Raw genomic sequence first — 14,230 nt, forward strand, 5'->3', positions numbered from 1 at the left:
TCGGCGGCCACGGCACGCGCCGCACGCCCGACCTGGCCGCGCGCTTCGCCGACGAGTTCAACGTGCCGTTCGCCGACGTGGACACCGTCGCCGCGCAGTACCGCCGCGTCGACGAGGCCTGCGCCACCCACGGCCGCGATCCGCGGGAGATCGTCCGCTCGGCCGCCCTCGTCCTGTGCTGCGGCCGGAACCCAGCGGAGATCGCCCGCCGGGCGGACGCCATCGGCCGCGACGTCGACGAACTCCGGGCCAACGGCGCGGCCGGCACCCCGGCGGAGGTGGCGGACGCGATCGGACGCTACGCCGCCGTCGGCACGCGCCGCGTCTACCTCCAGGTGCTGGACATGTCCGACCTCGACCACCTCGAGCTGGTCGCCTCGGAGGTCGCGCGCCAGCTCTGACGCCGAGGCCGGGCCCGACGGCGCCGAGCTCGAGCGCCAGCTCATGGGCGGAGCCGAGGCGTGGACCGCAAACTGGGAACGCGCCCGGCGAGCGGGGGGCTAACCTCGGAAGATGACCAACGCCATGGACTCCGCCCGACGCCGGACCCGGGCGCTCGGTCTGACGGCCCTCGGGATGGCCGTCGCGGTGCTCGGCGCCTGCGGCACCCCGATCCCCAAGCCGGGCCCCGACGAGAGCCCCTCCGCCTATTCCGGGCTCGAGGTGAAGGAGGACCGGATCGAGTACGCCGTGGGGAAGGTCACCGACATCGTCGAGGAGGAGCTGGACTCGTCCGGCATCCCCGGCGCCGCCGTCGCGGTGGTCCACGGCGGGGAGGTGGTGCTGGCCGAGGGCTTCGGCGTCCGCGACACCCGGACCGGCGCACCCGTGGACGCGCGCACCGTCTTCCCGATGGCGTCCATCTCCAAGTCCGTCAGCGCCACGGTCGTGGCCGCGGAGAGCGCCCGGGGCGAGGTCGACTGGTCCACCCCGGTGCGCGACCACCTCCCGTGGTTCGCGCTCTCCGACCCCCGGGTCTCCCCGATCGTCACGGTGGGCGACCTCTTCGCCCACCGCTCCGGGCTCCCGGAGCACGCGGGCGACGACCTCGAGGACCTCGGCTACGACCGGCCCGCGATCCTGCACGGGCTCCGCCACCTCCCGGTCACCCCGTTCCGGGCCTCCTACGCGTACACCAACTTCGGGCTCACGGCCGGCGCGGAGGCCGTCGCCGTCGCCGCCGGCACGCCCTGGGACGAGCTCGCCCGCGAGCGCGTCTTCGACCCCCTCGACATGCGGGACACCTCGTTCTCCCACGACGAGCTGCTCGCCCGGGACAACCGGGTCGTCGGCCACGTCCGCACCCCGGACACCGCGACCGGGGAATCGGACGAGTCGGGCGAGTCGACGGGCGGCTGGGTCCCGACCGAGCCCGGCCGCGACCCGGACGCCCAGGCCCCCGCGGGCGGACTGAGCTCGTCGGTGACCGACATGGCGAGGTGGATGGAGATGGTGCTCGACGACGGCAAGGCGACCGACGGCTCGCAGGTGGTCCCGACCGGGGCGCTGCGCGAGGCCCTCACCCCGCAGAGCGTCTCCTCGCCGCCGCAGGCCGCGGCGGACCGCCCCGGTTCCTACGGCTACGGGTTCAACGTCGGCACCAGTTCGTCCGGCCGCGTCCAGTGGAGCCACTCGGGCGCGTTCGCCCTGGGTGCGGGCACCGCGATGCTCATGGTGCCCTCGCTCGACCTGGGGATCATCACGCTGACCAACGCCGCGCCGATCGGGGTGGCGGAGACGATCAACTCCCGCTTCGCCGACCTCGCCCAGTACGGGGACCCGACGCTGGACTGGGGCGCGCTCTACGGGAAGGCGTTCGCGGGGTTGCTCGATCCGGTGGGCGATCTGGCCGGCGCGCGACGCCCGACGGACCCGGAGCCGCCGCGGCCCCTCGACCAGCTGGTGGGGTCCTACCGCAACGACTACTTCGGGACGATCGAGGTGCGCCGCGGTGACGCCGGCTCCGGCGACGGGCTCTCGCTCGCCGTCGGCCCCGGCCCCCTGGTCTGGCCGATGGAGCACTGGGACGGCGACACCTTTGCCGTGAGCCCGGAGAGCGAGAACTGGACGCCGGGTTCGCGCGGCAGCGTGACCTTCGACGGCGACGGGGTCACCGTGGCCCTGCTCGACGGCAACGGCCTGGGCACCTTCGCCCGGGTCGACGAACCCGCGGATCCCGGCGCCTGACCCGCTCCCGCTAGGTGCCCGCCGCGACCAGCTTGGCCGCCCGCCGCCTGTCGCTCTTGGAATCCGCGTCGGGAGTGGTGAGGAAGGTCGAGAACCACCGCATCCGCGGGTCCGCGTCCACGAGGAAGGCCTTGACCGCCAGCGTCAGCGGGACGGCCAGGATCGCGCCCAGCGCGCCGGCCACCGCGGACCAGAACACCAGTGACAGGAACGTAACGGTGGGGGTCAGCCCCACGGCGTCGCCGGTGAACTTGGGCTGGATGAAGCTCTGCATGACCAGGTTGATGGCGCTGTAGATCACCACCACCCAGAGGGCGTCGCCGGGGCCGCCGGTGAGCAGCGCGAAGAGCGCCGGCGGGACGAGGCCCAGCACGAACCCGATGTTGGGGATGTAGTTGGTGACAAAGGCGAGGACGCCCCAGACCAGGGCCAGCGGCACCCCGAGGATCATCAGCGCCCCCACGTCGATGACCGCCACGATGAGGCCGAACACGGTGGAGACGATCCAGTAGGACTTCACCCCGTCGGTGAACGAGCTGAGCGCGTCCGCCAGCCGGGGTCGCTGGCGGGCGATCACGGCTCGTCGGCGGGTGATGCCGGGGATGTCGAACACGAGGAACGTCAGCGCGATCACGAGCACCGTGAGTTGGCCCCCCGCCGAGGACAGCTGCCCGGCCACGTTCTGCACGGTGCCGATGATCGTGCCGGGAGACACGCCCTGGAGGCTCGAGGACACCTGCTCCTGACTCACGCCGAAGGTGCCCAGGAACTCGATGGTCTGCTCGTAGAGCTGGACGAACTTGTCCTGGTACTGCGGGATCTCCTCGGCGGCGATCCACAGCGCCCACACGAGCATGCCGACCAGCGCCGCCAGGACCAGATAGAGCACCAGCAGGACGATGATCATCCCGCCCCACCTGGGCAGTCCGGCGCGCTCGAGCGACTTCTGGAGGGGCTGGGCGGCAATCACGAGGTTCAGGGCGAGAAAGGCCGGCATGATCATGTTCGCGTGCTGGGAGATCCCCCAGAGCACCACGACCACAGCGGCCAGGGACACCACCGTGACGGCGGCGATCCCCCAGCCCTTGGGCTCCTCGTGCGGAGCGGGGACGTCCACCACGGACTGGTCGGACGCGTCAGTGCGGGCCATCGCCCCTCCTGTTCCGAGCGCCCTCGGAGCAGGGCTGCATCGAGGGTACATCGAACCCCGCCGCCACTTGCCTCACTTTGCACCACGTGCGTCACGCCGGACGCGAGCCCGATTCCGCGGGCGAGGCCCGACATCCTCACCACAGCCCTGTCCAATTAGCCCGGCTTATAACACAGACCCCTCTCAGGCTCAGCTTTTCCGCGACACGTCCCCGACGATTCCCCAGGTCAGAATTGTATTGCTCACCAAACAACAAGCAGCACTAGGCTTCTCGTATCTCTGGTAAGTAACTATTCACCAAAGTCCTTGACGTTAACAACCGTGTGGGAAGACGCTTATTTGGCCTCGGTCGAGGCTGACTACCTCACGCAAGGGCCCATCCCATGACATCCACACCTCTCCGGAGAACGGAACCCGCGCACGCGGGACCGGCGTTGCACCACGAGATACCGTCCGCCCCGGGCTCCGCAGAACACCCGACCGCCGCGAGGCGGGGACTGTTCCATCGCCACGACCACGGTTGGGCCTCCCCCTACAGTCACAACCTGTGGTGGTCGGACGCGATCGTGGTGAGCCTGGCCGTGATCGTCGCCTACTTCCTGAGGTTCGGGATCGAACCCCAGGGGATCGCGATCATGCATCGGAACGTGCCCCTGGTGCTGGTGACGGTCACGCTCGGCGCGATCTGGGTGGGATGCCTTCGTCTGACCAACAGCTACGACCCGCGCGTGTTCGGGGCGGGGACCGACGAGTACAGCCGAGTCGCCAGGGCGTCGTTCTGGCTCTTCGGCGGGCTGGCCATCGTCGAGGTGCTGTTCCGGCCGGAGATCGCGCGAGGATTCGAGGCGATAGCACTTCCGCTCGGGAGCGTCGGCCTGCTGGTGACTCGCTGGTTCTGGCGCCGTCGACTGTCGGCACGTCGCTCGAGGGGCGAGGCGCTGGAGCGACTCCTCATCGTGGGATCGGTCGACTCCTCCTCCGCGCTGGCCGAACGCCTGTCGGCGACGCCTGCATTCGGCTACACGGTGGTCGGCCTGTGCGCGCGCCCGGAACGCGCCCTCGGCCACGCCGAGAGCGACCCGACGAACAAGCTGGGCGTCCCGATCGTCGGAGACTGGGATTCCGTGAGTAATGCCGTGAAGACGTCGGGCGCGACCACCGTGGCGGTCACGGCGGCCAACATGTTGGGTCCCACCATGATGCAGGCACTCTGCTGGGAACTCGACGAGCTGGATGTCCGACTGTTCGTCGCCCCGGGTCTGGTCGACGTCTCCGGCCCACGCGTACTCATGCGGCCGATGGCGGGTCTGCCGCTGCTGCACATCAGCCGGCCGCAGTACAAGAACTCGGTTCGGCTCTGGAAGGCCATCTCGGACCGGCTGGGAGCGGCGGTCCTCCTACTCGCGCTGTCACCGGTCCTGCTGGCGGTCGCCGTCGCCATCAAGCTCGACTCCCGTGGCCCGGTCTTCTATCGCGCCACTCGTATCGGATACCAGAACGAGCCGTTCCGGATGTGGAAGTTCCGGTCGATGGTGGTCGACGCCGACGCTCGACGCGCAGCGCTGGCCGGATCCGACGACGGCAACGGGGTCCTGTTCAAGGTGAGGGACGACCCGCGGGTCACACGCGTCGGGAAGTGGATCCGTCGGTACAGCCTCGACGAATTCCCGCAACTGTTCAACGTCCTGTCGGGGGACATGAGCATCGTCGGCCCGCGTCCCCCACTGACGGAGGAGGTCGAGAAGTACGACGGCCGCGTCTCCCGACGGATGTTGGTCAAGCCGGGGATGACCGGACTGTGGCAGGTGTCGGGGCGATCGGACCTCACGTGGGAGGAGTCCGTGCGCCTGGATCTGTACTACGTGGAGAACTGGTCGCTGATGCAGGATCTGGCGATCCTGTGGCGTACGGCTCGGGCCGTGCTCTCCAGCGACGGAGCCTACTGATGTCCCGCCTGAACCCGGACTACGCGAGAAGAGACGAGATGCCTGCTGAGAGACTGCGGATCGCTGTTGTCGGCGCCGGATACTGGGGGCCGAACCTGGCCCGGAACTTCGCGCAGAGCCCCGACTGGGACCTGGCCGCCGTGTGCGACCTCGACGGAGAGCGCGCGAGAGTCGTGGCCGACCGCGTCGGCGCTGCGTCGACGTCGTCGTTGGACGAGGTGTTGGACGATCCCACGATCCACGCCGTCGCGATCGCGACGCCCGCACGGACACACGCGAAGATCGCCACGGCCGCGCTCGGGAACGGCAAACACGTCGTGGTCGAGAAGCCGCTGGCCGACTCGAGGGGTGCCGGGGTCGAGATGTACGAGGCCGCGGAACGCAACGGTCTCGTGCTCATGGCCGACCACACCTACTGCTACACGCCGGCCGTGTTGAAGATCCGCGACCTCATCGCGTCGGGCGAGACCGGCGAGATCCTCTACATCGACAGCGTCCGGATCAACCTCGGCCTGATCCAGCCGGACGTGGACGTCCTCTGGGATCTCGCCCCGCACGATCTGTCGATCCTCGACTTCATCCTCACCGACGGGCTCGACATGACCGAGGTCTCCGCGGTGGGGTCCGACCCGCTCGACACCGGCAAGGCGTGCGTCGGCTACCTCACCCTGCCACTCGGAAGCGGTGGGATCGCCCACGTCCACGTGAACTGGCTGAGCCCCACCAAGATCCGGCGGATGGTGATCGCCGGCACTCTGCGCACCATCGTCTGGGACGACCTCAACCCCCAGCAGCGCATCAGCGTCTACGACCGGGGCATCGACCTCGAGTCGCAGTCGCGCACGGAGGCGAACGTGACCCCGGCGACCGTCTCGTACCGGCTCGGGGGGATGTGGGCGCCTGCGCTGGCGGAGCAGGAGGCGCTGGCCAACATGGCGACGGAGTTCGCGGCCGCGATCCGGGGCAGTCGCGCGGCGCGCACCAGCGGCGGGTCGGGTCTCCGCGTGCTCTCCGTCCTGGAGGCGGCCGCACAGAGCCTCGCCAAGGGCGGCATGCCGGTCGCCGTCGAGCACGGGGTCCCCAAGGTGGAGGAGATGGTATGACAAGGCTCGAAGGTGCACAGGTCCTGGTGACGGGTGGCGCGGGGACCATCGGTTCCACTCTCGTCGATCAGCTCGTGGCAGCCGGCGTCGCCCGGGTGGATGTCCTGGACAACCTCGTGCGCGGGCGGCGCGCCAACCTCGACGCCGCCCTCGCGAGTGGGCGGGTGAACTTCATCGAGGGCGACATCCGCGACGCAGCCCTGGTCGACGAGGTGACGGCCGGGAAGGACGTCGTCTTCCACCAGGCGGCCATCCGCATCACGCAATGCGCCGAGGAACCGCGCCTGGCCCTGGAAGTCATGGTCGACGGGACCTTCAACGTCGTCGACGCCGCCGCCAGACACGGTGTGGACAAACTCATCGCGGCATCCAGCGCGTCCGTCTACGGGATGGCCGAGGTCTTCCCGACCGACGAGCGCCATCATCACGAGAACAACGACACGCTGTACGGCGCGGCGAAGACCTTCAACGAGGGTCTGCTGAAGAGCTTCCGCGCGATGAGTGGGCTCGACTACGTGGCGCTGCGCTACTTCAACGTCTACGGGCCCCGCATGGACGTGCACGGCGTCTACACGGAGGTGCTCGTGCGATGGATGGAGCGGATCGCGGACGGCCGACCGCCACTGATCTTCGGCGACGGCCACCAGACGATGGACTTCGTCTGCGTCCCGGACATCGCGCGAGCCAACATCCTCGCGGCGGCGAGTGACATCACCGCGGGAACCTACAACGTCGCGAGCGGCACCGAGACCAGTCTGCGCGACCTCGCCGAGATGCTGCTCGACGTCATGGATTCGGACCTGGAGATCGAGTTCGGACAGGAGCGCGCCGTCAACGGTGTGGTTCGCCGCCTGGCCGACACCACGGCCGCCCGGCGTGACCTCGGGTTCGAGGCCACGATCGGGTTGCAGGACGGCCTACGCCGGCTCGTGGAGTGGTGGGCACCGTTGCGCGAGGAGATCGCCGCGGGCCGGAAGCCGGGTGCGTCGTGAATCGCATCAACGTCATGAAGCCCTGGCTGGGCCAGGAGGAGATCGACGCGGTCGCCGAGGCGATCAGCAGCGGATGGGTGGCGCAGGGCCCACGCGTCATCGCCTTCGAGGAGGAGTTCGCGGCCGCGATGCAGGCGGACTTCGCGGTGGCCACCTCCAGTTGCACCACCGCCCTGCACCTGGCGTTGATCGTGGCCGGGATCGGTCCGGGCGACGAGGTGGTGGTGCCGTCCCTCTCGTTCATCGCCACGACCAATGCCGCTCGCTACGTCGGAGCGGAGCCGGTCTTCGCTGACGTCGACCCCCACAGCGGCAACGTCACCGCCAAAACCGTCACGGCCGCGCTGACCCCGCGGACACGCGCGGTGATCGTGGTCGACCAGGGCGGCGTGCCCGTCGATCTCGACGCCATCCGGGCGGTCACCGATCCCCGCGACATCGTGGTGGTGGAGGATGCCGCCTGCGGCGCCGGCTCCACCTACCGGGGCGCACCCGTCGGCGCCGGGGCGGTGTTGGCGACCTGGTCGTTCCACCCCCGCAAGCTGTTGACCACCGGCGAGGGCGGGATGCTCACCACCAGCAACCGCGAGTGGGCGGACCGCGCCCGCCAGCTGCGCGAGCATGCCATGTCGGTGTCGGCGGCCGAGCGTCACCATTCCACGCTGCCGGCGGCCGAGACCTACCCCGAGGTCGGGTTCAACTTCCGGATGACCGACCTGCAGGCGGCGATGGGGCGCGTGCAGCTCGGCAGGCTGCCCGACATCGTGGCCCGGCGCCGGGAGATCGCCGCCCGCTACTCGGCGGCGATCTCCGAGGTGGACGGCCTGCGCGCCGTCGCCGATCCGCAACACGGGACGAGCAACTTCCAGTCCTTCTGGGTGGAGGTCTCGGCCCCCTACCCCACCGACCGAGACGGATTGCTCGGCGCGTTGGCCGCGGCCGACATCTCGGCACGCCGGGGGATCATGGCGGCCCATCGCGAGCCTCCGTACAGCGATCTCACCCCGGAAGACGGCCTGCCCGCGACGGATCGGCTGCACGAGGGAACGCTGATCCTGCCGGTCTTCCACCAGATGACCGACGACGAGCAGGACCGCGTCATCGACGTCCTACGCGCACCGGCACCGGCATGACGGCGGGACTGCTCCTGGTGGGTGCCGGCGGACTCGCGCGCGAGGTGCTCGCCGCGGGCCTCACGGCGGTCGGGATCCTCGACGACGATCCGGCCCTCGCCGGAAGGAGCGTCTCGGGCACTCCGGTACTCGGTGCGGTGGCGGCCGCGGCCGGTCGCCCCGAACAGCTGCTCATCACGATCGGTCCCAGCACGGCCAGGCAGCGTGTCGTCACCGCACTCGCGCAGATGGGCATCGGCCCCGAGCGGTACGGCACGTTCGTCGCCCGGTCGGCGGTGGTGGGGTCCTCCAGCACGGTCGGCGTCGGCTCGATCCTGCTGGACGGCGTCGTGATCACCGCCGACGCCGAGGTGGGCCGCCACGTGGTGATCATGCCGAACTGCACGATCACGCACGACGATCGGGTGGCCGACTTCGCGACCCTGGCCGCCGGCGCCTCGCTCGGCGGTGGCGTCCACATCGGCGAAGCCGCCTACATCGGAATGAATGCCTCCGTCCATCCCGGCCGCTCGATCGGGGCAAGCACGACGGTCGGCATGGGGGCGGTGGTGCTCGGCGACCTGCCGAGGGACCAGACGTGGGCCGGGGTGCCGGCGCGTCGAGTGGAGAGGAGAGGGTGATGAACCACGTTCCGTTCCTGGACCTGGCGGCACAATCGGCGGAGATCGCCGACGAGGTGCTGCCGGTGTGGCGGCGCCAGCTGGCCACCGGAGGCTTCATCGGCGGCCCGGAGGTGGCCGCGTTCGAGGCGGAGTACGCCGACTACCTCGGGGTACCGCACGTCGTGGGCGTCTCGAACGGCACCGACGCCCTGGAACTCGCCTTCCGCGCCTCGGGGGTGGGCCCGGGTGACGAGGTCATCATGCCGGCCAACACCTTCATCGCGACCGCGGAGGCGGTCTCACGGATCGGCGCGGTGCCGGTCTTCGTCGACGTCGACGCGGACCATCTCCTCATCGATCCGCAGTGCGTCGACGCCGCGATCACCGCACGAACCCGCGCGCTCGTCCCGGTGCATCTGTTCGGGCAGACGGCTCCGCTCGAGGCGCTCGTGCCGATCGCGGACAAGCACGGCCTGACCATCGTGGAAGACGCGGCCCAGGCTCAGGGCGCGTCGGGTCCGGCCGGCCGGGCCGGCGCGATCGCCCCCGTCTCCGCCACCAGCTTCTACCCCGGTAAGAACCTCGGCGCGGCCGGGGACGCCGGTGCGGTGATGACCAGGGACCCAGAGGTCTCCTCGCTGGTCCGAAACCTCGGTGCCCACGGCAGTTCGGTGAAGTACTCGCACGACCACGTGGGAATGAACGCGCGACTGGACGCCATCCAGGCGACCGTGCTGCGAGCCAAGCTCCGGCGCCTGGAGGGGTGGAACGAGGCGCGCCGCGCTGCCGCCGAGCGCTATCGCTGGCTTCTCGGGGACACCCCCGGGGTCAGGCTCCCACAGACGCGCCCGGGGAATATCGACGTCTGGCACCTCTACGTGGTGCAGGTCGAGAGGCGGGACCAGGTCATCACCGCTCTCACGGACGCCGGGATCGGCACGGGGATCCACTATCCGACCCCGGTGCCGCTCACCAAGGCGTACGCGCCGCTGGGCTACCGGCCGGGGCAGTTCCCTGTGGCCGAACGCGCGGCCGCACGGATCCTCTCGCTACCGATGTTCCCGCACCTCAGTGCCGAGCAGCAGGAGCGCACCGCGGAGGCCCTGGCCGCCGCGGTGTCCACCTGACGGGCTCGTGATGACCACCAGCGGGCAGCCCGGGGCGCGCCGGGCGCTGCTGTGGAGCTTCGGCAACACCGCCGTCGGCAAGTTCGGGACGCTGTTCATCTCGATAGTCATCGCCCGGATCCTGGGGCCGGACGAGCTCGGCACCTACGCGGTCGCCCTCGTCGCCCTCGCCGCCGTGTTGAGCTTCAACGAACTGGGGGTCAGCCTGGCGATCGTGCGATGGGAGGAGGATCCCTCCCGGATCGCTCCGACCGTCACGACGATCTCCGTGGTCACCAGCCTCGCCGTGTTCGTCGCCGCCTGGATCGCGACCCCGGCGTTCGCCGCCGCGATGGGCGACCCTGGAGCGACGGGTGTCGTGCGCTTGATGCTCGTGTGCGTTCCGCTGAACGGCGTGGCCGCCACACCGGCGGCGCTACTCCAACGCGACTACCAGCAGGGTCGTCGCGCGGCCGCCGACCAGGTCAACATCTGGCTCGGCGCGGTGCTCTCCGTGTCCCTGGCGAGCGTGGGCCTGGGGGCGATGAGCCTCGCCGTCGGCCGGGCGGTGGCGGCGATCGTCTTCACCGGCATGCTGATCCGGCTGTCGCCGTCTCGACTGAGCCTCGGCTGGAACCGGGAGGTGGTGCGGCCGCTGCTGAGGTTCGGAATCCCGCTGGCCGGATCCAGCCTGGTCGTCTTTGCGGTCGCGTACGCGGATCAACTCGTGGTCGGCAACAGGCTCGGCACCCAGGCGCTGGGTTTCTACCTGCTCGCGTTCAACCTCGCGAGCTGGCCGGTCACCGTCTTCTCCCAGCCGATCAGGGCGGTGGCACCGGCCGCGTTCGCCCGCATCCAGCACGACGCCCGGCTCATGGACCGGAACTTCCGATCGGCGTTCCGCCTGGTGCTGGTTCTGGCGCTGCCCGCCTGCGCGTTCCTGGCCGGTGCGGCGGAACCCGTCGTCACGCTCGTGTACGGGGAGATCTGGGCCCCCGCCGCGCCCGCCCTGCAGTGGCTCGCGTGTCAGGCGGCGGTCCGCATCGCGTTTGAGCTCTCGTACGATTTCCTCGCCGTCAAGCGTCGATCTGTCGCCCTCATGACCATTCAGGTGTGTTGGCTCGCCGCATTGGTCCCCGCGCTCGTGGTGGGGTCCCGCCACGGGATCGTCGGCGTCGCCGCCGCGCAGTGCGCGGTCGCGATCCTCGTCCTCCTCGTCTGTTACGGGTGGGCGCTGCACGGTGCGGGAATACGGCTGGGCGCCATGATCCGCACCTCCCTCGTCCCGGTGGCCGGCGGCACGCTGGTGTGGGCTGGGAGTCGCGCCGCTGCGCAGGGTCACCCGCAGGCCCTCGTCGCGGTGACGACGGCGGGCGTGGTCACCCTGGCGATCACCGGCGCGTTGGCGTGGGCGTCGAGGACCCACCTCCACCTGCTCCGGAGCACCGACGTCCTCGAGGAGGTGCCCGCGTGAGGATCATCGTCCACCCGCATGAACTGGGGATCGGCGGCAGCCAGCTGAACGCGATCGAGTTGGCCGCCGCGGTCCGCGACCGGGGCCACGAGACCCTGGTGTTCGGCCGCTCGGGCCCGCTCCGGCAGCGGATCGACGAGCTGGGCCTGGAATTCGTCGAGGCGCCCCCGCAGGGGAGGCGTCCCTCGATCCCCGCCGCGCGGGCCCTGGCCGAATTGGCGGAGCGCCGCCACATCGACGTGATCCACGGGTACGAGTGGCCGCCGATCCTGGACGGAGTCCTCGCCGCGGCGGGCAGCCGATCCCTCACCGTGGTGGGGACGGTGATGTCGATGTCCGTGCCGCCGTTCATACCCCACAGCGTCCCCCTGGTCGTGGGGACCGCCGAGATGCGGGAATACGAGAGGGCCGCCGGTCGCCATCGAACGCACCTGCTCGAGCCACCAGTGGATCTCGAGTTCAACGACCCGTCGCTCGTCGACGGTGCCGCGGCGTTCCGGGAGCGGTTCGGTCTGGACGGGACCGGGCTGAACATCGTCAGCGTGGGCCGGTTCGCGCACGAACTCAAGCTCGAGGGGATTCTCACCGCGATCGAGGTCGTCGGCGCGCTGGCGGACGCGACCGGGGCGCGGTTGATCCTGGTGGGAGACGGTCCCGCGCGAGGGGAGGTCGAGCGCGCGGCCGACGCCGCCAATCGACGGTACGGCGCCGGGACCGTGGTCCTCACCGGGCCGCTGGACGATCCGCGCCCCGCCTACGCGGCGGCGGACATCTCCCTGGGCATGGGGGGCTCCGCGCTCCGCGCACTCGCCTACGGCACGCCGCTCGTGGTCCAGGGCGAGAACGGATTCTGGCGGACCCTGACGCCGGCGTCGGCGGACCAGTTCCTCTGGACGGGCTGGTACGGGATCGGCGAGGGCTCCGCCGCGGGTGCCGCGCGCCTGAGGAACGAGCTGGCGCCGCTACTCTCCGGCGCTCCGCGTCGCGCCCGACTCGGGGACTTCGGTCGGCGGCTGGTGGCCGATCGCTTCTCCCCCCTCTTTGCCAAGCTGTTTGTGAGTCACTCGACCGCGAGCAGATTGGAGTCCGGTCATGGGTATCGCTGCCGGTTACACCGATGAGGAACTGCGTTCCTTTGTGTACGAGTACGAACGTCAGCCCTTTGGGACGAAGGCGGCGTGGATCAAGGAGCAGTCGTTCACGATGGGCCAGTTCCGGCGGTGGCGTGTTGCTGTGTTCGACGGTGATCTGGACCAGGGTTACATTCCGCGGGATCGTAAGCTGATGACCCCTTTCGACCAACGGCGCCATATCGCTAATCAAGACGCCCAATCCGACGCTGACAGCGAGAAGCTGCGAGCACGTATCCGGGAGCTCGAGGCGACGAACGAGGCCTTGGGAAAAGCTATCGGGCTCTTGCATCAGCTGAACGCGCAAGGGCCCGCCACACCCGAGACGACCGAGCCACCCAGTTCCTGACCTGCGAGAACGAGCTGGTCGCGGCCTTGCGGCAGATCACCGGGTCGCAACGCCAGGCGTTGAAGTTGGCTGGCCTATCGCGGGGCACCTGGCATTACCGCCACAGCCCGCGCCCGGCGAAACCCGCCCCGATCCCGCAGGCAGACCGCGCCTACCAGTCCCGGATCAGCCCGGCCGACCGGCAGCAGATCGGCGAGCACATTCTGGCCGGCTGGGCCCGCGGCGAGTCGGCTGATCACTCCTTCGCCTCAGCCTGGGACGACGAAGTGATGCTCGGTTCGCGTCGCAGTTGGTGGCGGGTCGCTGCGGACCTGGAGCAGCAGGCGCTGCGCCCAAAGGTGCCCCGCAAACGCGCTGGCCCGCGCACCCCGCGCCAGGCACCCGTGGTGACCGCGACTGAGCCGAATCAGGCCTGGTCCTGGGACATCACCGACCTGCTGACCCCGTGGCGCGGGGTGGTGTTCAAGGCCTACAAAATCACCGACATCTTCTCCCGCGAAATCGTGGGATGGCGGGTCGAAAAGCGCGAAGCCGACCACCTGGCGGTCGAGATGTTCGCCGACGCCGTGGCCGCCCGCGGGGCTCCGACGGTGGTGCACGCCGACTCCGGGCCGGCGATGAAGTCCAACGCCCTCGGGACCTTCCTCGGCAGTCAAGGCATCACCTTGTCGCACAACAGGCCCTACGTCTCCAACGACAACCCGTTCTCCGAAGCCGGGTTCCGCACCATGAAGTACCGACCCGGCTATCCGAAAGTGTTCGACACCCTCCAGGCCGCCCGCGACTACCTCACGACCTACGTGACCTGGTACAACCACGAACACAAACACTCCGGGATCGCCCTGTTCTCCCCAGCGCAAGTCGGCGACGGCACCTGGAAAACCGCCTGGTCCAGCCGCGACCGCGCCCTGCAGAGCTACTACGAGCGGCATCCCGAACGCTTCCGCGCCCGACCCCACACCCCACGCCCAGCCGAGAAAGTCGGCATCAACCTCCCCGACGAAGAACTCCCCGCCAACTAGCACCACTGACTCAACAGCTGTCTCTTATACACATCT

The 14,230-nt window shown here is 69.9% G+C and carries 13 protein-coding genes; 12 read left to right on the plus strand and 1 reads right to left on the minus strand.

Going from position 1 to position 14,230, the window contains the following annotated elements; genetic code table 11:
• Together B4M60_RS05115 and B4M60_RS05120 are read left to right on the plus strand one after the other, a co-directional pair.
• Positions 1 to 401 (plus strand): LLM class flavin-dependent oxidoreductase (locus B4M60_RS05115; RefSeq protein ID WP_414646736.1); only part of this gene is annotated, 401 nt, incomplete at its 5' end.
• Positions 402 to 513: 112 nt separating this feature from the next.
• Positions 514 to 2,187 carry a serine hydrolase gene (locus tag B4M60_RS05120; protein WP_291080921.1) on the plus strand — a complete coding sequence of 558 codons (1,674 nt, stop codon included), beginning with the start codon at positions 514 to 516 and terminating at the stop codon, positions 2,185 to 2,187.
• 10 nt (positions 2,188 to 2,197) lie between these two features.
• Here B4M60_RS05120 and B4M60_RS05125 read toward each other — a convergent pair whose 3' ends face one another.
• Positions 2,198 to 3,337: an AI-2E family transporter gene (locus B4M60_RS05125; protein ID WP_291080923.1), complete on the minus strand. Its 1,140-nt coding sequence runs from the start codon at positions 3,335 to 3,337 to the stop codon at positions 2,198 to 2,200.
• A gap of 383 nt (positions 3,338 to 3,720) precedes the next feature.
• Between B4M60_RS05125 and B4M60_RS05130 the strand changes: the two genes are divergently transcribed.
• Genes B4M60_RS05130 through B4M60_RS05175 form a run of 10 tightly spaced genes read left to right on the plus strand, consistent with a single transcriptional unit; the run spans position 3,721 to position 14,194 of the window.
• Positions 3,721 to 5,283 carry a sugar transferase gene (locus B4M60_RS05130; protein WP_291080925.1) on the plus strand — a complete coding sequence of 521 codons (1,563 nt, stop codon included), beginning with the start codon at positions 3,721 to 3,723 and terminating at the stop codon, positions 5,281 to 5,283.
• Positions 5,283 to 6,386 carry a Gfo/Idh/MocA family protein gene (locus B4M60_RS05135; RefSeq protein WP_291080927.1) on the plus strand — a complete coding sequence of 368 codons (1,104 nt, stop codon included), beginning with the start codon at positions 5,283 to 5,285 and terminating at the stop codon, positions 6,384 to 6,386. The genes B4M60_RS05130 and B4M60_RS05135 overlap by 1 nt, the downstream gene beginning before the upstream one ends.
• On the plus strand, positions 6,383 to 7,378 hold the full coding sequence (locus tag B4M60_RS05140) for an NAD-dependent epimerase/dehydratase family protein (protein WP_291080929.1): 996 nt from the start codon (positions 6,383 to 6,385) through the stop codon (positions 7,376 to 7,378). Before B4M60_RS05135 ends, B4M60_RS05140 begins: the two co-directional genes overlap by 4 nt.
• Complete coding sequence (locus B4M60_RS05145; protein WP_291080931.1) at positions 7,375 to 8,511, plus strand: DegT/DnrJ/EryC1/StrS family aminotransferase; 1,137 nt, start codon at positions 7,375 to 7,377, stop codon at positions 8,509 to 8,511. Before B4M60_RS05140 ends, B4M60_RS05145 begins: the two co-directional genes overlap by 4 nt.
• Entirely contained in the window at positions 8,508 to 9,131 is a 624-nt protein-coding gene (locus tag B4M60_RS05150) for a NeuD/PglB/VioB family sugar acetyltransferase (RefSeq protein WP_291080933.1), read from the plus strand. Before B4M60_RS05145 ends, B4M60_RS05150 begins: the two co-directional genes overlap by 4 nt.
• A complete protein-coding gene (locus tag B4M60_RS05155; RefSeq protein ID WP_291080935.1) occupies positions 9,131 to 10,240 on the plus strand; it encodes a DegT/DnrJ/EryC1/StrS family aminotransferase in 1,110 nt (369 codons plus the stop codon). The genes B4M60_RS05150 and B4M60_RS05155 overlap by 1 nt, the downstream gene beginning before the upstream one ends.
• Before the next feature lie 10 nt (positions 10,241 to 10,250).
• Positions 10,251 to 11,693 (plus strand): lipopolysaccharide biosynthesis protein, encoded by a 1,443-nt coding sequence (locus B4M60_RS05160; protein ID WP_291080937.1) that lies wholly within the window; start codon positions 10,251 to 10,253, stop codon positions 11,691 to 11,693.
• The gene (locus B4M60_RS05165) at positions 11,690 to 12,814 is read left to right on the plus strand and encodes a glycosyltransferase (protein ID WP_291080939.1); all 1,125 of its coding nucleotides are present in this window, start codon (positions 11,690 to 11,692) and stop codon (positions 12,812 to 12,814) included. The genes B4M60_RS05160 and B4M60_RS05165 overlap by 4 nt, the downstream gene beginning before the upstream one ends.
• Positions 12,786 to 13,172: a hypothetical protein gene (locus B4M60_RS05170; RefSeq protein WP_291080941.1), complete on the plus strand. Its 387-nt coding sequence runs from the start codon at positions 12,786 to 12,788 to the stop codon at positions 13,170 to 13,172. The genes B4M60_RS05165 and B4M60_RS05170 overlap by 29 nt, the downstream gene beginning before the upstream one ends.
• Positions 13,173 to 13,198: 26 nt before the next feature.
• Entirely contained in the window at positions 13,199 to 14,194 is a 996-nt protein-coding gene (locus tag B4M60_RS05175; RefSeq protein ID WP_291080943.1) for a DDE-type integrase/transposase/recombinase, read from the plus strand.
• Positions 14,195 to 14,230 lie beyond the last annotated feature (36 nt).

This window comes from Dietzia sp. UBA5065, from assembly GCA_002415925.1.
Taxonomy (GTDB): Bacteria; Actinomycetota; Actinomycetes; order Mycobacteriales; family Mycobacteriaceae; genus Dietzia.